Origin of the sequence: Metabacillus sp. Hm71 (genome assembly GCF_051842955.2) — a bacterium.
Lineage (GTDB): Bacteria > Bacillota > Bacilli > Bacillales > Bacillaceae > Metabacillus.
The window spans coordinates 5086625-5107241 of sequence record NZ_CM200278.1 but is presented as its reverse complement, the minus strand read 5'-3'; the positions used below and the strand labels follow the sequence as shown (position 1 = coordinate 5107241).

Sequence of the window (20617 nt, the reverse complement as noted above, 5' to 3'; positions counted from 1 at the left end):
TGCGTAAACTTTGATGCGATTAAATTATTATGATTTCAAACAATTTTTGCACTTTGAAGCAATCGGCAAACCGACTGTTTCTTTTATTTAACATTCCTTTATAGCAATGTAACAATTCAAGAAATTTTAAGAAGAGCCAGACTAAAAATTATACTCGTTTTAGCGATAATTCTTCTAATTTCAGCATTTTTTTATGACAAAAACATAAGCATGTAGTAGGATAATTAATGATGGGTAGTTAGATTAGCTTAGAAAGCTGTTATTTAGCTTTAGCAAATTGTAAGCGTTTTACTTTTTAGCTCAAATGCCTGGGTCTTTTGTCCAAGTTTAAGAAAGTTTAACTTTTTGTACCTAGTTTTGGTGTCTAGCTCCAGGCGCCATCGGCTCGAGGTCATAAGTCAAATAGGAATTGAAGGTAAAGAACACCTTCTATTCCTATTCGCCTTATGCTTGTCACCGATAGGCGGGCGCCTTGCACATTTCTTAGTATGCTGCTGATCAAGGCGATCACGCTTAACGAAGTACGTTTTTTCATAATTTTGAGTAAAATGTAGTTATAGGAGGAGTTAAAATGAAAATTGGGTTAATTCAAGAACAAACGTTAAAACTAAAGATGACTCAAGAACTGCAGCAAGCTATTACTCTATTGCAGTATTCCTCTGCTGATCTCCTTTCTTATGTCCAGGAACTTACAATGGAAAATCCCCTCATTGAAGTGAAGGAAACCTATAGCTCGCGTTTTCGGAAGCAAAGTGCCAAATCTGATAAACAATCCTTTATTGAAAATACCTTTAAAGAGAAAACGAGTTTACGAGACCATCTGCGTAATCAGCTAATTGATTTTTCGTTGGATAAGACCGAACGTGCTTGTCTTGATTTATTAATTGACGCGCTTGATGCAAATGGGTATATAAAGGATGATCTTGCTGACCTGGCAAAAGTATTAAATGTTCAGGAAGAATTGTTAGAAAGCAAGCTGTATTTTCTCCAAAGCCTGGAGCCAGCAGGTGTTGGGGCCCGTTCTTTGCAAGAATGCATTTTATTGCAGCTAAGGCGATTGCCGGTCAGGAACACGCTTGCTGAAACGATTATTTCTGATCATTTCCGTTCGTTTGCAGAAAAATCATGGAAAGACCTCGCAAAGAAGATAAATATTTCGATCAGTGACATCCAAGAAATACAGGATGAAATTAAAAAGCTTGAGCCGCGGCCGGGGTTGAAATATGAAAGTGATGAAGAAGGGTATGTGACACCTGATATTATTGTGAAAAGGGCAAATAACAAGCTGCAGATTATCTTTAATGATGAACTTCTTCCACAATTAATTGTCAGTGAGCCCTTAGAACCATCTAATTCGGTATTGGATTCAGAAACGAAAGATTATTATTCTAAAAAACTATCACAAGGGAAATGGCTGCAACGAGCAATCGAGCAACGAAAAGAAACCATGATGAATGTGATGAAGGTCATTGCCCAAAAACAGAGGGAATTTTTCGTTCACGGTAAAACGGTCCTTAAGCCGTTAACGCTTAAAGATGTAGCAGATATTTTAGAAATTCACGAATCGACAGTCAGTAGAACAATCAAGGATAAATTTGTTCAAACCCCACAAGGGCTACTAAGCATGAAATCATTCTTTTCCAATAAGCTTGATGAAGACAATGGAGAAATTTCAACTGCATCTGTCAAAATGAAGCTCCAAGAATTAATTCAATCTGAAGATAAAAAGAAGCCTTTTTCAGATCAAAAAATTGCAAATGAGCTAAAAACGAGGTATGGTATAACTATTTCAAGAAGAACGGTTACAAAATACCGCGAACAGCTGAATATTCCTACATCTGCAATAAGAAGACAGTATTAGCTTGGCGGGAAAAGGGGAGACCTTGCAGGTGCATAGTTGTTGGGGCTCCCGGACCAATATATCAGTGAGCGAAGGAAACAGACAACAAGCTTGCAAGTTATACAAAGCCATAAACATTACATAATTTGAGAAAGGCTAGGAGTTAACATGAAAAAGGTCATTTTTTACTCAAAAGAAAATTGCTCATTATGTGATAAGGGCCTTGCGATTTTAAAGGACATTCAAAAAGATCTTCCATTTGAATATGAGATTGTGGACATTTATCAGGATGATCGGTTATTAGAGCTTTATCAAATTATGATTCCGGTCGTGAAAATTGATGATGAGGTTGTCTCATATGGAATATTGGAAAAAGATGCAATTAGAAAACGCTTACTTTAAAACTTTAAGAAACAATTCTTGAAACTCCGATTTTACCCTGTTAAAATGAAATTGTAGCAGGGAGATTTTTTTTTGAGTGAGTGGGACATAATAAGTCATAGCGGGACGATATTGGTCCAGTTCGACTCAGAAAGGGATAGCAAATGAAATCATTAATAGAAGTACAAAAAAAATTATTGCCTGACCTTTTAGAGGTTATGCAAAAACGCTATCAAGTTCTGCAATACATTCGATTAATGCAGCCGATTGGACGCAGAAGTCTCTCAACTAGCCTTGGGTTAAGTGAACGAATACTTAGAAATGAAGTTCAATTTCTGAAAGATCAGAATTTGGTTGATATTCACACTTCAGGTATGAGCTTAACAAAGGAAGGAAAATCTCTTTTGTCGGATCTCGAAGAAATGATGAAGGATGTTTTAGGATTATCTCTTTTGGAAAATACCTTAAAGGAGAAATTTAATCTTAATAAAGTGATCGTCGTTTCTGGAGATAGTGATCAATCCCCATGGGTTAAAAAAGAAATGGGAAGAGCATGTGTATCATGTATAAAAAAACGATTGGACGGGAATAATATCGTCGCTGTTACAGGAGGAACCACACTAGCCGCTGTTGCGGAAATGATGACTCCTGACAGTAAAAATCGTGAAATTCTTTTTGTCCCTGCACGAGGCGGGCTGGGAGAGACAGTGGAGAATCAAGCAAACACAATCTGTGCAAAGATGGCTGAACGTGCTAGCGGAAATTATCGGCTTTTGCATGTCCCAGACCAGCTAAGCAAGGAAGCTTACCAATCGATTATTGAGGAACCCTCAATCAAAGAGCTTCTTACGACAATGAAATCCCCAAGTATGGTCATACATGGAATAGGAGACGCTAAGACAATGGCAGAGCGCCGGAGAACTTCGGAAAAGGATATGCTGAAAATCATAAACGGAAATGCTGTTGCAGAAGCGTTTGGCTATTATTTTGATCAAGAGGGTGAAATTGTACATAAGGTGCAAACGGTGGGGATTCAGCTTGATGACGTTGGTGAAGTGCCGGATGTTATCGCAGTTGCCGGCGGTGCATCTAAAGCAAAGGCAATAAAAGCCTATATGAAACAAGGGTTAGATTCTGTTCTTGTTACAGATGAAGGTGCCGCAAATGAGTTAATAAGGGATTAATTATCCCTAATTATATATGTTTTATTCCTTATTAAGGGATCAAACAACTAATTTTGTATTTAACGTTCAAAGGTTTAAGCCTTGAACATAATTAAAGGAGGAAATTTATCATGGCAGTAAAAATCGGTATTAATGGTTTTGGTCGTATTGGTCGTAATGTATTCCGTGCAGCTTTAAAAAATCCTAACGTTGACGTAGTTGCTGTTAACGATTTAACAGATGCTAACATGTTAGCTCATCTTTTAAAATATGATTCTGTACACGGAAAATTAGATGCTGAAGTTTCTGTTGACGGTAATAACCTTGTTGTTGACGGAAAAACAATCGAAGTAACAGCTGAGCGTGACCCAGCGAAATTATCTTGGGGCCAGCAAGGCGTTGAAATCGTTGTTGAATCTACTGGTTTCTTTACAAAACGTGCTGACGCTGCGAAACATTTAGAAGCAGGCGCTAAAAAAGTTATCATTTCTGCTCCAGCAAGCGATGAAGACATTACAATCGTTATGGGTGTTAACGAAGACAAATACGATGCAGCTAGCCACGATGTAATCTCTAACGCTTCTTGTACTACTAACTGTTTAGCTCCATTTGCTAAAGTTTTAAATGATAAATTCGGTATCAACCGCGGTATGATGACAACTATTCACTCATACACTAATGACCAACAAATCTTAGATTTACCACACAAAGACTACCGTCGTGCTCGTGCAGCAGCTGAAAACATGATTCCAACTTCAACTGGTGCAGCTAAAGCGGTATCTCTAGTATTACCTGAATTAAAAGGTAAATTAAACGGTGGAGCAGTTCGTGTTCCAACTCCAAACGTTTCTTTAGTTGACTTAGTTGCTGAGTTAAATCAAGAAGTAACAGTTGAAGAAGTAAATGCAGCTCTTAAAGAAGCAGCAGAAGGCGATCTTCAAGGAGTTCTTGGTTACAGCGAAGAGCCACTAGTATCTGGCGACTACAATGGCAACACAAACTCTTCTACAATCGATGCATTATCTACAATGGTTATGGAAGGTAAAATGGTAAAAGTTATCTCTTGGTATGATAACGAAACTGGTTACTCTAACCGTGTAGTTGATCTTGCTGATTACATCGCATCTAAAGGTCTATAATCCTTAAGAAGAAATTCTTGTTTTAAGAATGAACTAAATAAGGGTATAATCATAAACGGGGAAAGGGGTTCATCCCCTTTCCTTTTGTTGTTTTGAGAGTGAGTTTTGACATTGAAGCTTTTGCGAAGTTTTGGTGTCTAGCTGCAGCGCCTAGCTCCTCGAGTCATAAGCCAATCCTGCCTGAATGGCAAAAAACGCCATTCCTGCAGGCTTGTCTTATGCTTGTCGGAGCTTAGCAAGGCGCTTTCGCATTTCAGATTAGGAGGGCTTTTCATGAACAAGAAGTCAGTTAAAGACATTGATGTTAAAGGGAAAGTCGTCTTTTGTCGCGTTGATTTCAATGTACCGATGAAGGATGGACAAGTTACAGATGACACACGGATCCGCGCTGCTTTGCCAACGATTCAGTACCTTACTGAGCAAGGGGCAAAGGTTGTATTGGCAAGCCATTTAGGCCGTCCAAAAGGACAAGTAGTGGAAGAACTTCGCTTGAATGCAGTTGCTGAAAGACTTCAAGAGCTATTTGGCAAAAATGTTGTTAAAACAGATGAAGCTTACGGTGAAACAGTGAAAGCTGAAATTGCTAAATTAGAAGAAGGCGGCGTTTTATTATTAGAAAATGTACGCTTCTATCCTGGCGAAGAAAAGAATGATCCAGAATTAGCGAAGGCTTTTGCTGAATTAGCTGATGTTTATGTAAATGACGCATTTGGTGCAGCACACCGTGCCCATGCATCAACTGAAGGTATTGCAAAGCATATTCCAGCTGTTGCCGGCTTCTTAATGGAAAAAGAGCTTGAAGTATTAGGTAAAGCTCTATCAAACCCTGATCGTCCATTCACAGCTATCATCGGTGGTGCGAAGGTTAAAGATAAAATCGGTGTTATTCAAAACTTACTTGATAAAGTAGACAACTTACTCATCGGCGGTGGATTGGCTTATACATTTATTAAAGCGTTAGGTCATGATGTTGGTAAGTCACTTTTAGAAGAAGATAAAGTTGATTTAGCAAAATCTTTCCTTGATCAAGCGAAAGAAAAAGGCGTTAATTTCTATATGCCGGTAGATGTTGTTGTAGCAGATGATTTCTCAAATGACGCAAACACTCAAATCGTTGCAATCGACAGCATTCCAAGCGATTGGGAAGGTCTTGATGCTGGTCCGAAAACACGTGAAATTTATGCGGATGTTATTAAAAAATCCAAATTAGTTATTTGGAACGGACCAATGGGTGTATTTGAATTAGATGCATTTGCAGGTGGAACGAAAGCTGTTGCCGAAGCACTTGCAGAAGCAAATGATACATATTCGGTCATTGGAGGAGGAGATTCGGCTGCTGCTGTCGAAAAGTTTGACTTGGCTGATAAAATGAGCCATATTTCTACAGGCGGCGGAGCTTCTCTTGAATTTATGGAAGGTAAAGAGCTTCCAGGTGTTGTAGCTTTAAACGATAAATAAAAACATTCGGAAATAGTTGTGAAATACGCTCAAGATTTGTCGCGACATCTTGATTCCTTTTTTGCTCATTTTCGAATGCCATAAGGACGGTGTAAAACATGAGAAAACCAATTATCGCAGGTAACTGGAAAATGAATAAGGTTTCCTCTGAGGCGAGAAGCTTTGTGGAGGAAGTAAAAGGTTTAGTACCTAACGCAGAAAAAGTTGACTCAGTAGTTTGTGCTCCAGCTCTATTTTTAGAAAGCCTTGTTGGCTTGACTGAAGGCAGTGAACTAAAAGTAGGTGCACAAAACATGCACTTTGAAGAAAGCGGAGCATTTACTGGTGAAGTTAGTCCTGTTGCACTTAAAGATTTAGGTGTAAGCTACGTGATCTTAGGTCACTCTGAAAGAAGAGAAATGTTTGCTGAAACAGATGAAACAGTTAACAAAAAGACGTTAGCTGCATTCAAGCATGGTTTAACACCAATTGTTTGCTGTGGTGAAACGTTGGAAGAGCGTGAAGCTGGCAAAACAAATGATCTTGTTGGCGACCAAGTGAAAAAAGCTTTAGAAGGCTTAACAGATGACCAAGTAAAACAAACAGTTATCGCCTATGAGCCGATCTGGGCAATTGGTACAGGAAAATCTTCATCTGCTCAAGATGCAAACGAAGTTTGTGCTCATATCCGCCAAGTGGTGGCAGAGCAATTTTCACAAGATGCTGCACAAGCAGTTCGTATTCAATATGGCGGCAGCGTAAAGCCTGAGAATATTAAAGAATATATGGCACAATCAGATATTGATGGTGCTTTAGTAGGCGGAGCAAGCCTTGAACCACAATCCTTCCTTCAGCTTTTGGAGGCAAGTAACAATGAGTAAAGCCCCTGTTGCATTAATTATTCTTGACGGTTTTGCTTGCCGTGAAGAAACAAAAGGAAATGCAGTAGCACAAGCTAAAAAGCCAAACTTCGACCGTTTCTGGAACCAGTACCCGCATGCTACTTTAACTGCTTCAGGAGAAGCTGTTGGTCTTCCTGAAGGACAAATGGGTAATTCTGAAGTTGGTCATTTAAATATTGGTGCGGGTCGTATTGTTTATCAAAGCTTAACACGTGTAAATGTAGCGATTCGTGAGGGTGAATTTGAAAAAAATGAAACGTTCACCGCTGCACTTAACCATGTCAAGCAAAATGGAACGAATTTGCATCTTTTCGGCCTTTTATCTGATGGCGGTGTTCACAGCCATATTCACCATCTATATGCGCTTTTAAGACTTGCCGCTAAAGAAGGCGTTAAAAATGTGTATATTCATGGCTTCCTTGATGGACGTGATGTTGGTCCGCAAACAGCCAAAACATACTTGAATGAATTACAAGAAAAAATCACAGAATACGGTGTTGGGGAAATTGCGACATTATCTGGACGTTACTACTCAATGGACCGTGATAAGCGTTGGGACCGTGTTGAAAAATCCTACCGTGCCATGGTGTACGGAGAAGGACCAACCTACAGCACACCAATGCAATGTATTGAAGATTCATATAATAACGGAATCTTTGATGAGTTCGTGCTTCCATCTGTGATCACAAAAGAGGACGGTTCACCAGTTGCAACAATTAAAGACAACGATGCGGTTATTTTCTATAATTTCCGTCCTGACCGTGCGATTCAAATCTCAAATACGTTCACAAATGAAGATTTCCGTTCATTTGATCGCGGTGAAAAGCATCCAAAGCACTTGCACTTTGTTTGCTTAACACATTTTAGTGAAACAGTTGACGGATATGTTGCATTCAAGCCAACAAACCTAGATAATACAATTGGTGAGGTTTTATCGCAAAACAATTTAACACAGCTTCGCATTGCGGAAACAGAAAAATATCCTCATGTTACCTTCTTTATGAGCGGTGGACGTGAAGAGAAGTTTCCTGGTGAAGAACGAATTTTAATTGATTCACCAAAGGTTGCAACTTATGATCTAAAGCCTGAAATGAGTGCATATGAAGTGACGGACGCGTTGCTTGCCGAAATTGAGGCTGACAAATTTGATGCAATCATCTTAAACTATGCCAACCCGGATATGGTTGGACATTCCGGCATGCTTGAGCCGACAATTAAAGCAATTGAAACAGTTGATGAGTGTTTAGGAAAAGTTGTTGACGCGATCATCGCAAAAGGCGGTAAAGCGATTATTACAGCTGACCATGGAAATTCTGATGAGGTTGTGACATTAGAAGGTAATCCGATGACTGCTCATACAACAAACCCAGTTCCAGTTATCGTAACAGAAAACGGCATTACCCTCCGTGAAGGCGGAATCCTGGGAGATCTGGCACCAACAATGCTGGATCTACTAAAAGTTGAAAAACCAGCCGAAATGACAGGAACTTCACTAATTCAAAAATAATGTTTAAAAAAACAATCGGTAATCGCCGATTGTATCTAATCCGGCCTCTGAACTCTGACATCAAAATGAAAAATGAGTACAGGGCAGGAGCAATTCAAACAATAAATTTCTTATTGAAAAGGAGACGAATAAAATGCCATACATTGTAGACGTATATGCTCGTGAAGTATTAGACTCTCGCGGTAACCCAACAGTTGAAGTAGAAGTACACACTGAATCAGGTGCGTTCGGTCGCGCATTAGTACCAAGCGGTGCTTCAACAGGTGAATATGAAGCAGTTGAGCTTCGTGATGGTGACAAAGAGCGTTATTTAGGAAAAGGCGTTTTAACAGCTGTTAAAAACGTTAATGAATTAATCGCTCCAGAATTACTTGGTTTTGAAGTAACTGAACAAGTTGCAATTGACCAAGCCTTAATCGAATTAGATGGAACAGAAAACAAAGGTAAATTAGGTGCGAACGCAATCCTTGGCGTATCGATGGCTGTTGCCCGTGCTGCTGCTGACTACCTTCAAGTGCCTTTATACCAATACCTTGGCGGATTCAACGCTAAAACATTACCAGTTCCAATGATGAACATTGTTAACGGCGGAGAGCACGCTGATAACAACGTTGACATCCAAGAATTCATGGTTATGCCAGTAGGTGCTGAAAACTTCCGTGAAGCACTTCGCATGGGAGCTGAAATCTTCCACAGCTTAAAATCAGTTCTTAAAGGCAAAGGCCTTAACACTGCAGTAGGTGATGAAGGTGGATTCGCGCCAAACCTTGGTTCAAACGAAGAAGCACTTCAAACAATCATCGAAGCAATCGAAAAAGCTGGCTACAAACCAGGCGAACAAGTTATGTTAGCTATGGATGCTGCTTCTTCTGAGTTCTACAATAAAGAAGACGGCAAATACCATCTTTCAGGTGAAGGTGTTGTGAAAACATCTGAAGAAATGGTTGATTGGTACGAAGAGATGTGCTCTAAATACCCAATCATCTCAATCGAAGACGGTTTAGATGAAAATGACTGGGAAGGTCACAAATTATTAACTGAGCGCCTTGGCGGCCGTGTACAACTAGTTGGTGACGATTTATTTGTTACAAACACGAAAAAGCTTGCTGAAGGTATTGAAAAAGGAATCGGCAACTCAATCCTTATCAAAGTTAACCAAATCGGTACATTAACTGAAACTTTCGAAGCAATCGAAATGGCAAAACGTGCAGGCTATACAGCTGTTGTTTCTCACCGTTCTGGTGAAACTGAAGACAGCACAATCGCTGACATTGCGGTTGCAACAAACGCTGGTCAAATCAAAACTGGTGCTCCATCACGTACAGACCGTGTTGCAAAATACAACCAGCTTCTTCGCATCGAAGATCAACTTCAAGATGCTGCGAAGTATGATGGAATTAAAACATTCTACAACTTAAAGAAATAAGGAAAGAACGATAAAGGAACTGCCTGGTGAAAAGGGTGGTTCCTTTTTTGTAATACCAGAATTTATATATTTTCTTAACATAGCTTGCGTTCCAGGCGCCTTGCGCTTTTCTTAATAATTATTTGCTAATTGAGAAGACTATTTCATTACATGAGTACTTGCTTTCATTTGACAGGTGGCTTAAATCGTACATATAATATAACTTACAAAACATAAAATTAGCAGGCAATTAGTTGCAATGGTGTCGCTTTTGATTTGTTTTAATCGATTTAAGGCGCAAGAAATTGAAAAATCTAAAAGTGAAAGAAGTAGATGAATTTTGCAGTTAGCAGGTGATTTTTTACTATGAAACGAGAAAAACGTCCTCGTGTTACCTTGCAGCAAGTAGCTGAACATGCAGGTGTATCTCGTGCTACCGCTTCACTTATCGTTAGAAATAGTCCAAATATATCAGAAAAAACTCGAAAAAAAGTGTTAGCATCAATGCGTGAACTTGGTTATGTTTACGACCGTGTTGCGGCTAATTTGCGCTCACAGCGTTCTTCCACAGTAGGAATCATTATTACAGATATCGCTAATACATTCTTTTCAGAATTATTGATAGGTGTCCATCAAGCATTAGAGAAGAAAGGGTATACCGTTCTGCTTGGCACCACTTTTGACTCAGATGTAAAGCAGGATAAACTTCTTTCTACAATGCTTGAACATAGAGTTGGAGGAGTTATACTGTGTCCTGTTTCAGGCACTTCTAAGGAAACAATTGATCGAATCAAACAATTGGATATACCAATTGTGCATGCTGTTAGAGAACTATCTGATACAAACTGCGATTATGTAGGTGTTGATTATGTAAGCGGGGCACAAATGGCTGTCAGTCACCTTATTAAGAAAGGCCACCATAGAATTGCCTTTCTAGGAGGTCGTTCTGAATCCTCTACTTGGAAGCACAGAATGGAGGGTTACAGCAGGGCATTCCAACAAGCAGGTTTAGAAATCGATCCAACCTTAATTATCGACTCAGCTCCAACAAGAGAAGGCGGGATGGAAGCGGTGGAGAAGGTTTTACAACTTGATTATCCTCCGACAGCCATCTTTAGTTTTAGTGATTTAGTAGCTTTTGGCGTTATGCTTGGTATGAGAAATTCAGGTTTAATCCCTGGAAAAGATATTGCTGTTGTTGGATTTGATAATATACCAGAATCAAGAGTAGCAAATCCTCCCTTAACAACCGTGTCGTCTTTTGCTCGTCAAATTGGTTCCAATGCTGCAGAGCTTCTTCATAAAAGAATTCTGGAATTTGATCGCGAAAACGAACGTATTATCCTAAGTCCAGAGCTTGTTGTCCGTGAATCTTCATTGGTCACAAAAGAAAAAAGCTTGTGAAGGAAAAATTCCTTTACAAGCTTTAGGTAAGAAGTATAAAATTTTAACATAATTTTAGTGTCTAGCTCCAGCGCCTAGCCCCTCTAGGGTCTAGCCACTCATGAATTGAAGGCAAAGAACGCCTTCTATTCATGAGAGTCTTATTTGCCCTAGGCTGATCAAGGCGCTTGCGCTTTTCTTAATCATAAAGCTCCCATGCTGTTTTTAGTGAATCAACAATAAAATCAGCAACAGATTCGATATCAAGATTGTCTGTTTCGACTTTTGAATGATGTAAAGAGTAGATTTCTTGCCTTTTATAAAAAAGCTCTTCTATTTCCTCCAATGTTCTGCCTTGTAAAATTGGGCGGCTGTCAATGATTAAACTGATTCTTTCTTTCCAGGATTCCCAGGATAAGTCTAGAAAAAATACAATACAATTTGATAAGCAAATCTTCCGGATCTCCTCTTGTAAAAAAGCGCCGCCACCTACTGAGATGATTTTCAATCTTTGCTTAGAAAAGTGGTTAATAATGCTTTTTTCCTTTTCCCGAAACACTTTTTCACCTACAGTTTTGAAAATTTCTGAAGTAGGCATATTATATTCCTTTTCAATTTCCTTATCTATATCAACAAAATCTCTGTATAGTTTTTTTGCGACTAGTTCACCAATAGTGGTTTTACCAACTCCCATGAACCCTATAAAAACGATACTTTTTTCTCTAAGAGACATTTTATTGTTTATCATTTAGTGAGCCTCTTTCATTTATTTTTAATGTTTATCATTCCATAGTATATACGAAATAATTATAATGTTTCGAAAAATGACACTTAAAATTATAGTATAAAATTCCGATTTTGTAAAAAGACTTTTATCATATCGAGTTTAGCGAAAAAGCAATAAAAATATTTAATAGCATATAGAAAATAGCAAAAACGATATTCCATAAACCTAATCTGTATGGATTTATTTTTAATTCGTCTGAAAGGATCGAAACAGATAAATTAAAAGGACTGTACATGACAGTTGCTAAACTGCAAGATATTAATACAATTGTAAAGGAAATCGTTGATACCTCAGGTAAAATAGGTTTCAATAATTCTGCTAGGAGTGTCAGTGATACGAGTGGATGAAACCCTATAAATGAGGTAAATAAAAAATATCCCCCAACCATTAAAAATAAAACGAATGTTTGATCAGTGATTGAACGGAATGCTGATTGTAAAAACGTAAGATGTCCTGAAAGTGAAAGCATTTCAACAAATAATCCTGCACTTAAAAACATAAAAAAGTAGTTAGATAAACCCTTTGTTCGTTCTTTCCAATGGGGAATGGTAATCGAAAAATATCTTCGTATTTTACGGATATATAGTGCCCAAACAATTGAAATTGGAATAATCAAAAGTACAACTGCAAAAAGAAAGCCTCTATCAATCACCTTTTGTAATAAGGAAACGGAAACGATAAAGAGAAACAGCATGAATAGCATTTCAACTATTTTTCTATAAACCTTTTTATATGAAATTTCTGAGCTGTTTTCGATAACTAAAGGAACATTCCGATACTTGAAATATGAGAGCATCCAATCTGAAAGGATTGTGATGATGGCAATTGAAAACATAAATGGAAATATTTGATAATATTCTTTGTTGGTTAAATCAATGGATGTACTGACCATAACTTCCATCGGACTCCATGTTAGACATAAAGCATAGCTGCGTAATATATTTTGGGTGTAGTATCTATTTGCCATTATTTTTGGCAGCTGGGACAATGTTCGATCTAATGATTTTTTCAATAGCGGAAGAGTTGCTATATTTAAAAATAAACCAAGAAAATGAGTAACCAGGAAGCTTCGTTTATATAGTTTACTCAAGCGATCTACTTCATTTTTTAATAAGAGACCGAGATTAATATCGTACCGGCCAACACGAATAATAGAGTTGATAAAAGGTAGAACTAAAAATAATGAAAGAACTCCCAGCATAGATTCGAAGTGTAATAAGAAAGCATACCAAGGACGATCACCTGTTAGAAACAATAGAATGCCGATGGCAAGAAAGCAAATACCAGATATTAAATATAAACCTTTCGCGCGGAATAATGAAAGGAATAGTGTAACTACTGCAAGAATACCTATACAATAGCTGAAAAAAAGATCTGTGAAAAATCTTGAGACGATATATAAGATGATAAGAAGTGTATAAATAAAAATAGTCAATTCAAATTTGCTCCTTTCAATTAGATCGATCTAATAACAGCATTTACTTTATTAAATAGGCAATAAATATTAGATGAATACTAACAAAATCTTCTCATATCGTCTAGAGGAAAACAATTTTAATAAATCGAACTAGTAAGAATATTAAAAAAAGGGTATTGCAAGGTATTTGTTTATATTGTAAGATGTTGATAACGTTTACAGTAAGCATTTTCATTTTGATAATCCGCTTTATTAGATCGATCTAATAAATATTGAATTTTGTTAGACGGCAAAGAAGGCAAGCCCTCATGAAGTAGCCGAAAATGTTCAAGTTGTAATACGTTATTATTTATTTTGAATAATTAGATCGATCTAATAAACTATTAAACTATAGTACATAGCATGTACTATTTATTTCAGCCAACAATTAGATCGATCTAATAAAAAGAAAATTGTCATGTGGGGATCTCAATAAAAATGAAAAGCAGGTGGAAAACATGAGTGTAAACATCGCACAACCTTATATTAACGGTGAATGGATTTCTTCCAGCGGTAAGAGTGCTCCTATCATCAGTCCATATTCACAGGAAGTAATAGGCGAACAATTTTTTGCAACAAATGAAGATGTAGAAAATGCTCTGGCAGCAGCTTATAAAGCGAAAAAGCAGATTGCAAGCATTCCTTCACATCAAAGAGCGAAGATTTTAAAGAAAGCTGCAAGCTTATTAGAAGATGAGAAAGAAAGATTTGCAAACCTGATTTCTAGAGAATTGGGAAAACCTTTAAAAAATACGCTTGATGAGGTGTCACGTTCAATTGAAACATTGGAACTGTCTGGTGAAGAAGCGAAAAGATTAATAGGTGAAACATTACCTGGAGACGCATCTGAGCGGGGAACACAGGCGATTGCTTCAACGTTCCGGGTACCAGTCGGCTTAGTCGCAGCTATTACGCCGTTCAATGCTCCATTAAACTTAGTTTGTCATAAAGTTGGCCCTGCATTTGCCGCTGGTAATAGCGTGATTTTAAAGCCAGCTCCACAAACTGCTTTAATCGCTACAGAACTTTTAAAATTATTGTTTAAAGCAGGGTTTCCTGAAAATGCAGTAAATATGGTCTTAGGCGGTGTCGAAGCAGGTCAGCAAATTGTAAAAGATGACCGTGTAAACATTATTTCATTTACAGGCGGAGTAGTGGCCAGCAGAAATATTTGTGAACTTGCCGGTATGAAAAAAGTACTTCTTGAGTTAGGTGGAAACGCTTCAACAATCGTTCATGAGGATGCTGATTTAGACCGAGCTGCAGCTATGTGTGCGAGAACTGGATATAGTAATTCCGGGCAAAGCTGTATTTCGGTACAAAGAATCTATGTTCATCAATCAGTCGTTCCGAAGTTCACTGAACTTCTAAAACAAGAAGTGTCAAAGCTTAAAGTTGGAGATCCCCTGCAGCCGGATTCTGATGTAGGTTGTCTAGTTGATAAAAATGCAGCAAACCGTGTGATGGAATGGATCGATGAAGCAGTTGGTTTGGGAGCGGAATTAATCTGTGGAGGAAAACAATATGGAGCAACAGTAGAACCTACCGTGTTATTCAATCCGCCAAAAACAAGTAAAGTCGTGTGTGAAGAAGTCTTCGGGCCTATTGTCAGCATTATCCCTTATGAAACGATTGATGAGGCGATAGAAGAAACAAATGATTCATCATTTGGACTTCAAGCAGGGCTTTTTACAAATCAAATGGATTTAGCATACAAAGTAGCACACTCACTTGAAGTTGGCGGGGTAGTAATAAATGGAACATCTAATTATAGATTGGATCACTGGCCATATGGCGGCGTCAAAAACAGTGGTATTGGTCGTGAGGGCCCCCGCTATGCGATTGAGGATATGACTGAAACTAAGATGATTGTATTACATATCCCTGTAAATAAGTGATTACAGATAAATGAAACGTTAGCGAAAAAAGAGTTAAGAAAGTAGTGAACTGGTGGTGAAAAAGGTGCAAGGATTATTTATAAACAATCCAGGTGATTTAGAACTAAAAGAGTTTCCGTCTTCACCCTCTTTAAAAGCGGATGAAGTGAGAGTCAAATTAATATATGGCGGAATTTGCGGATCAGATATTGGTGTATTCAAAGGGAAGATTCCACATGCCTCATATCCGATCAGACCAGGTCATGAATTATTAGGAACAATTATTGAAGCAGGCGGAGATTCTAAATACGGAATTGGTACGAGAATTGTCGTGCAGCCTAATTCATTTTGCGGAAAATGTGACCTGTGTTTAAAAGGTAAGACCAATATTTGCCGGAATAAAAAGTCGTTAGGCGTGAACACGGACGGCGGATTTTCGGAGGAGTTTATTATCTCCTCTAAGTACGTATTGCCAATTCCTGATGAATTGCCAGATGAAAGAGCTGTGTTAATCGAACCTTTTGCGGTAATCGTCCATGCCTTCAAAAAGGTTGTGATTACAAAAGGGACCTCTGTTGCAGTGATCGGCTGTGGAACGGAGGGTATGCTCGCTATTTCGTTAGCCACTTATTTAGGAGCAAATATAACAGCTATAGATATAAGCAAAGAGAAATTAAATAAAGTAAAAAGCTTTGGCGATATTAGAACCGCACATCCAGAAGAAATAGGGGACGAAGAATTTGATGTTGTTATTGAAGCAGCTGGTGTACAACAAGCGGTGGAACAGGCGATGCAAATTGCGGGGCCTGGCGGCTCTGTTGTACTCATCGGACTTGCACCAGAAGCAAACTTCCCAGCTGTACGAATGGTTAGAAATGAATTGACTGTATATGGATCGATCATTTATAACTTCCCAGATGATTTTGAGCAGACTCTTGAGTATTTAATGAAGGATGATTTTTATGTTGAACCGATTATTTCAGAGATTATTCCTTTTAAAGAATATGAAAGAGCATATGAAGCGGCTGTTTCAGGGAAGTATGGAAAAATTGTCTTAAATTTTAAGGAGGGCTGTGACCTATGAAAGATTTAATTTCACATCAATTAATCAAATACCTAGAAAATAGAGGCGTAGAACATATCTTTGGACTTTGCGGACATACAAATATTGCCGTACTTTCAGCCTTAGAAAAAAGCTCAATTAAATTTATTAACACCAGACATGAACAAATTGCAGCACATATAGCTGATGGATATGCAAGAGCGAAAAAAGGAACTTCTGTTATCTTAAGTCATTTAGGGCCTGGTTTAACAAATGCTGCAACTGGTGTGGCAAACGCAGCCTTAGATTCTATACCGATGGTTGTCATTGCCGGAGATGTTCCGAGTCATTATTACGGAAAACATCCACACCAAGAAGTCAATTTACATGCTGATGCCTCACAATATGAAATTTATCGTCCTTTTGTAAAACGCGCATGGCGTGTCGATCGTCCAGACCTTTTTCCGGAAATTATTGAAAAGGCTTTCCAGTTAGCTGAAAGCGGAAACCCTGGACCGGTTTTAGTTTCGGTCCCAATGGATATTTTCTCTAAAGAAGTTGATACCGCTTTATTTGAAAGATTAAACCATAATACAAAATCTCTGCATAAACCCTCTATTGATGATGAAACTGCAAAAACAATTATTAAAACATTAGTCAATGCTAAAAACCCTCTCTTCTATGTTGGCGGTGGAATTATGTTAGCTGATGCTGCTGAAGAATTAAGAGAATTGGTTGATCACTTAAGCATTCCTGTCACACATTCGCTTATGGGGAAAGGTGCAGTATCAGATGATAATCCATTAACGCTTGGAATGACAGGATTCTGGGGAACAAAATTCATTAATGATAAATGTAAGGAAGCAGATTATATTCTAGCTTTAGGAACTCGATTTGCAGAAGCTGATTCAAGTTCATGGGAACCAGAATATACCTTTAATTTTCCACCAACTAAATTAATTCAAATTGATATCGATCCAAGTGAAATCGGCAGAAACTATCCAGTTGAAATCGGTGTTGTTGCAGATTTAAAACAGGCTTTAACGGTGTTAAATCGAGCAGCAAAAGAATTGGTGCCTAACGGACTGCAAAATGATGAGCTAAAACAAGAAATTGTTGCAAATAGAGAAGAATTTAAGAACAGCAATAAAAAATATAATACAGACAATTCTTTCCCAATGAAGCCACAGCGTATTTTACATGAGGTTCGCGAAGTACTTCCTAGAGATGCATATATCACGACAGATGTAGGCTGGAATAAAAACGGAGTTGGGCAGCAATTCCCGATTTATGAAGCTGGAACCGTTCTTACACCTGGCGGCTTTGCAACAATGGGATTTGGAGCACCAGCTGCTTTAGGAGCCAAACTTGCACAACCGGAAAAGATAGTTGTTTCATTAGTAGGTGATGGCGGCTTTGGACAAAATCCAGCGGTCCTTGCAACAGCAGCAGAATCGAATATCCCTGTCATTTGGGTAGTAATGAATAACTGTGCATTTGGTACCATTGCAGGGCTAGAACAAGCTCATTTTGGCACAACATTCGGAACGATCTTCCAAAAGGATGGGGAAACTTTTTCACCAGATTATGCACAAATCGCAAAGGCATATGGGATCGAAGGAGTGAAAATTGAATCGGCAGAACAATTTAAGCCTGCATTGAAGCAAGCAATTGAAGCTAATAAACCATTTGTCATTGATGTTCAAATGCAGAATATCCCGACTCCGACTGCCGGGCATTGGAATATCATGGATATTTACTCTCCTGGTAAAAAGGTTCACCACGTAGCTGTTGAAGCCTAAGGTCAGATTACCAGATTGGAGGAATACAAGATGACAAAACAATTTTCGCTAGCCCACCTTACCGCGCTTGGTTGTACACCACCTGAAATGACTTACCTAGCAGCGAGAGCCGGCTATGATTTCGTCAGTCTCAGACCCATTTACATGGGTCTGCCTGACGAACCTAACTACGCGTTAGCAGAAAACAAGCAGATGCTGCGGCAAACGAAAGCCGCCCTTAGAGAAACGGGTGTCAAGCTGCTTGACATCGAACTAGCACGGATCAGCAATGACATCGATCCGAAAAAATATGTACCTGCTATGGAAGTAGCTGCGGAACTTGGCGGACGTCATGTTCTTAGTAGTATTTGGACGAACGACCGCAATTGTTATATTGAGCGTTTTGCTGAACTTTGCGAGCTAGCCAAACCTTTCGGACTGACAATTGAATTAGAATTTGTCCCAATTGCCAGTGTTACAAATCTTGCGGGAGCACTTAATGTACTTCGCACAGTAAAACAGCAAAATGCCGGTCTGATGATCGATATCCATCATTTCCATCGCTCAGGAGATAAGGTGGAGGATCTTGATGCGGTTCCACGTGAATGGTTCCGATATCTTCATCTTTGCGACGCACCTGCGGAAATTCCGACCTCAAAAGAAGAGATGACGAAAATCCTTCGCGAGGCACGCTTATATGTAGGAGAGGGCGGCATTGATATTGCGAGTATCGTGAATCGTATTCCCGAGATCCCATATTCGATTGAGCTGCCGCACGATAAACGTGCTCAGGAGCTAGGTTATGAAGAACATGCGCGACGCTGCTTGCAATCTGCAAAGGATTATTTCGAGGTCCACTCGCTTAAACAACAGATCAGATAAATTAACAAACGAAGTAGATATACATGAGAACCTGAAAACGTAATCTCGTTACGTAAAAGCGTCATGAGATTACGTTGTCCTTTTTCGCTTTACACCAATTTTAATAGAGTCTATTGTTGAAGTAACTTGATTTATTGAGGGAGATTTAGTTAATGTTGGTGTTGGTTTGACAGGAAATTTATTTTGAAAACGTTTACTAGAGGATATATTTACGAAAGAATAAAAAAATTTAACTAAGTGAGGGAAAAGGATGAAAAAACATCGTTGGACAATAGTACTATTAATTGCTATTGGTGTGATCGTTAACTATTTTGATCGAATTAATATGTCAATCGCATTGCCGTTATTACAACAGGAATTTGATTTGACAGCAGGTCAGATGGGGATTTTTTTATCTGCCTTTGCATGGTCATACGCTCTTCTTCAACTTCCTGTCGGGCCATTGCTGGATAAAATAGGAGTCAAATGGGTAACGCGAGTGGCTACAGTGATATGGACAGTAGCCTGCCTATTAACTGCAGTCGCTAATGGATGGGGATTAATCATATTATCTCGGGTCTTGTTGGGGATTGGGGAGGCTCCGTTTTTCCCATCTGCTGCTAAAGCAGTCAGTCACTGGGTTCCTCGAAATGAACGAGGGAGGGCCATAGCTGCCTATGATTCGCAGTCTAAACTTTCAAATGCAATTGGTGCTCCTATACTGGCCTTGATTGTGACTGAATGGGGATGGCGCGGCGGTTTTTTAGCAACTGCCATTCTTAGTTTGGTCTATGCCATCGTGTTTTGGGTGTGGTACCGCGAACCTCATGAAGATAAACGTTTGACGAAAGAAGAGTATCAATATATTACCGAAGGTGGTTCACAAAGTTCAAAAGAATCGACTGGTAGTGCAATGAAAAACTTACGTTACCTATTAACAAAACGAAAAGTGTGGGCAGTATTTATTGGATTTGCAGCCTATGGATATTCATGGTTTTTATTCTTGACATGGCTTCCTGGATACCTTGCAACAGAAATGGGTATGTCGATCTTGAAATCTGGATGGTACTCGGCGATTCCATGGATTGTCGGTACAATCACAGAACTTGTCATTGGCGGCTGGCTCGTGGATCGTCTCATCAATAAGGGCTACAATCGAACACGTGTGTGCAAAGTGTTTTTAGTTACGGGGATGATTTTCGGTTTGTCAATCATTGGTGCAGCGTTTACCCATAGTGCAAATATGGCTGTATTTTGGATTTCGATGGCGCTTGGTGGTCTTGTCGTTACATCTGCGGTTGCCTATAGCATTCCTACTTTTATTGCTCCTAAGGGGAGTGTGGGAACGTTGACAGGACTTCTAACCTTTGGAAACAATTCGATGGCAATCATAGCTCCAATTACCACAGGATTTATCGTTCAGGCCACAGGTTCTTTTATGTATGCATTCCTATTAGCAGCAGCTTTTCTAGTCGCTGGAATTTTGAGCTATACGTTCCTGCTGAAAGATCTAGAACCAATTGAAAGTGCCACCTCAGAATCATCATCGCAAAATGAGTTAATTTCATAAGGAATTCAAAAGTGAGTTGCTGCGAGTATTATCATATTTCTATTTCCGTTGGCAGCATAATGCATATAGAAATCAACCCTTAAATT

Annotated in this window: 16 protein-coding genes; 14 read left to right on the top strand and 2 right to left on the bottom strand. The window is 38.8% G+C overall.

The window, feature by feature from the left end; genetic code table 11:
- Nucleotides 1-571: 571 nt before the first annotated feature.
- From rpoN to ACSVDH_RS25065, 9 genes are all read left to right on the top strand, one after another.
- Nucleotides 572-1861 (top strand): RNA polymerase factor sigma-54, encoded by a 1290-nt coding sequence (gene rpoN / locus ACSVDH_RS25105; RefSeq protein ID WP_439252724.1) that lies wholly within the window; start codon nt 572-574, stop codon nt 1859-1861.
- Nucleotides 1862-2008: 147 nt separating this feature from the next.
- Nucleotides 2009-2242 carry a glutaredoxin family protein gene (locus ACSVDH_RS25100; RefSeq protein WP_439252725.1) on the top strand — a complete coding sequence of 78 codons (234 nt, stop codon included), beginning with the start codon at nt 2009-2011 and terminating at the stop codon, nt 2240-2242.
- 143 nt (nt 2243-2385) lie between these two features.
- Nucleotides 2386-3405: a sugar-binding transcriptional regulator gene (locus tag ACSVDH_RS25095; RefSeq protein WP_299092401.1), complete on the top strand. Its 1020-nt coding sequence runs from the start codon at nt 2386-2388 to the stop codon at nt 3403-3405.
- A gap of 110 nt (nt 3406-3515) precedes the next feature.
- Entirely contained in the window at nt 3516-4523 is a 1008-nt protein-coding gene (gap, locus tag ACSVDH_RS25090) for a type I glyceraldehyde-3-phosphate dehydrogenase (RefSeq protein WP_299092356.1), read from the top strand.
- A 273-nt stretch (nt 4524-4796) separates the two neighbouring features.
- Entirely contained in the window at nt 4797-5981 is a 1185-nt protein-coding gene (locus ACSVDH_RS25085) for a phosphoglycerate kinase (RefSeq protein ID WP_439252727.1), read from the top strand.
- A gap of 98 nt (nt 5982-6079) precedes the next feature.
- The gene (tpiA, locus tag ACSVDH_RS25080; RefSeq protein WP_439252729.1) at nt 6080-6841 is read left to right on the top strand and encodes a triose-phosphate isomerase; all 762 of its coding nucleotides are present in this window, start codon (nt 6080-6082) and stop codon (nt 6839-6841) included.
- Nucleotides 6834-8369: a 2,3-bisphosphoglycerate-independent phosphoglycerate mutase gene (gene gpmI / locus ACSVDH_RS25075; RefSeq protein ID WP_439252730.1), complete on the top strand. Its 1536-nt coding sequence runs from the start codon at nt 6834-6836 to the stop codon at nt 8367-8369. The genes tpiA and gpmI overlap by 8 nt, the downstream gene beginning before the upstream one ends.
- Before the next feature lie 133 nt (nt 8370-8502).
- On the top strand, nt 8503-9795 hold the full coding sequence (eno, locus tag ACSVDH_RS25070; protein WP_299092362.1) for a phosphopyruvate hydratase: 1293 nt from the start codon (nt 8503-8505) through the stop codon (nt 9793-9795).
- Nucleotides 9796-10140: 345 nt separating this feature from the next.
- On the top strand, nt 10141-11178 hold the full coding sequence (locus ACSVDH_RS25065) for a LacI family DNA-binding transcriptional regulator (RefSeq protein ID WP_439252731.1): 1038 nt from the start codon (nt 10141-10143) through the stop codon (nt 11176-11178).
- Nucleotides 11179-11356: 178 nt separating this feature from the next.
- Here ACSVDH_RS25065 and ACSVDH_RS25060 read toward each other — a convergent pair whose 3' ends face one another.
- Both ACSVDH_RS25060 and ACSVDH_RS25055 read right to left on the bottom strand, forming a co-directional pair.
- Complete coding sequence (locus ACSVDH_RS25060) at nt 11357-11905, bottom strand: shikimate kinase (protein WP_299092364.1); 549 nt, start codon at nt 11903-11905, stop codon at nt 11357-11359.
- 127 nt (nt 11906-12032) lie between these two features.
- Complete coding sequence (locus ACSVDH_RS25055) at nt 12033-13379, bottom strand: hypothetical protein (protein ID WP_439252732.1); 1347 nt, start codon at nt 13377-13379, stop codon at nt 12033-12035.
- A 479-nt stretch (nt 13380-13858) separates the two neighbouring features.
- Between ACSVDH_RS25055 and ACSVDH_RS25050 the strand changes: the two genes are divergently transcribed.
- From ACSVDH_RS25050 to ACSVDH_RS25030, 5 genes are all read left to right on the top strand, one after another.
- Nucleotides 13859-15298, top strand: coding sequence for an aldehyde dehydrogenase family protein (locus ACSVDH_RS25050; RefSeq protein ID WP_439252733.1), 1440 nt, complete (start codon nt 13859-13861; stop codon nt 15296-15298).
- Between the two features lie 64 nt (nt 15299-15362).
- Complete coding sequence (locus tag ACSVDH_RS25045; RefSeq protein WP_439252734.1) at nt 15363-16361, top strand: zinc-dependent alcohol dehydrogenase; 999 nt, start codon at nt 15363-15365, stop codon at nt 16359-16361.
- Complete coding sequence (locus tag ACSVDH_RS25040) at nt 16358-18121, top strand: thiamine pyrophosphate-binding protein (RefSeq protein WP_439252735.1); 1764 nt, start codon at nt 16358-16360, stop codon at nt 18119-18121. Before ACSVDH_RS25045 ends, ACSVDH_RS25040 begins: the two co-directional genes overlap by 4 nt.
- A gap of 30 nt (nt 18122-18151) precedes the next feature.
- Nucleotides 18152-18982 (top strand): sugar phosphate isomerase/epimerase family protein, encoded by an 831-nt coding sequence (locus tag ACSVDH_RS25035; protein ID WP_439252736.1) that lies wholly within the window; start codon nt 18152-18154, stop codon nt 18980-18982.
- Nucleotides 18983-19232: 250 nt separating this feature from the next.
- The gene (locus ACSVDH_RS25030) at nt 19233-20531 is read left to right on the top strand and encodes an MFS transporter (RefSeq protein ID WP_439252737.1); all 1299 of its coding nucleotides are present in this window, start codon (nt 19233-19235) and stop codon (nt 20529-20531) included.
- Nucleotides 20532-20617: the final 86 nt, after the last annotated feature.

Bases quoted from the DNA above. Each gene is read 5' to 3' on its own strand.
- rpoN (WP_439252724.1), top strand. From the start codon at position 572: ATGAAAATTGGGTTAATTCAAGAACAAACGTTAAAACTAAAGATGACT.
- ACSVDH_RS25100 (WP_439252725.1), top strand. From the start codon at position 2,009: ATGAAAAAGGTCATTTTTTACTCAAAAGAAAATTGCTCATTATGTGAT.
- ACSVDH_RS25095 (WP_299092401.1), top strand. From the start codon at position 2,386: ATGAAATCATTAATAGAAGTACAAAAAAAATTATTGCCTGACCTTTTA.
- gap (WP_299092356.1), top strand. From the start codon at position 3,516: ATGGCAGTAAAAATCGGTATTAATGGTTTTGGTCGTATTGGTCGTAAT.
- ACSVDH_RS25085 (WP_439252727.1), top strand. From the start codon at position 4,797: ATGAACAAGAAGTCAGTTAAAGACATTGATGTTAAAGGGAAAGTCGTC.
- tpiA (WP_439252729.1), top strand. From the start codon at position 6,080: ATGAGAAAACCAATTATCGCAGGTAACTGGAAAATGAATAAGGTTTCC.
- gpmI (WP_439252730.1), top strand. From the start codon at position 6,834: ATGAGTAAAGCCCCTGTTGCATTAATTATTCTTGACGGTTTTGCTTGC.
- eno (WP_299092362.1), top strand. From the start codon at position 8,503: ATGCCATACATTGTAGACGTATATGCTCGTGAAGTATTAGACTCTCGC.
- ACSVDH_RS25065 (WP_439252731.1), top strand. From the start codon at position 10,141: ATGAAACGAGAAAAACGTCCTCGTGTTACCTTGCAGCAAGTAGCTGAA.
- ACSVDH_RS25060 (WP_299092364.1), bottom strand. From the start codon at position 11,905: ATGATAAACAATAAAATGTCTCTTAGAGAAAAAAGTATCGTTTTTATA.
- ACSVDH_RS25050 (WP_439252733.1), top strand. From the start codon at position 13,859: ATGAGTGTAAACATCGCACAACCTTATATTAACGGTGAATGGATTTCT.
- ACSVDH_RS25040 (WP_439252735.1), top strand. From the start codon at position 16,358: ATGAAAGATTTAATTTCACATCAATTAATCAAATACCTAGAAAATAGA.
- ACSVDH_RS25035 (WP_439252736.1), top strand. From the start codon at position 18,152: ATGACAAAACAATTTTCGCTAGCCCACCTTACCGCGCTTGGTTGTACA.
- ACSVDH_RS25030 (WP_439252737.1), top strand. From the start codon at position 19,233: ATGAAAAAACATCGTTGGACAATAGTACTATTAATTGCTATTGGTGTG.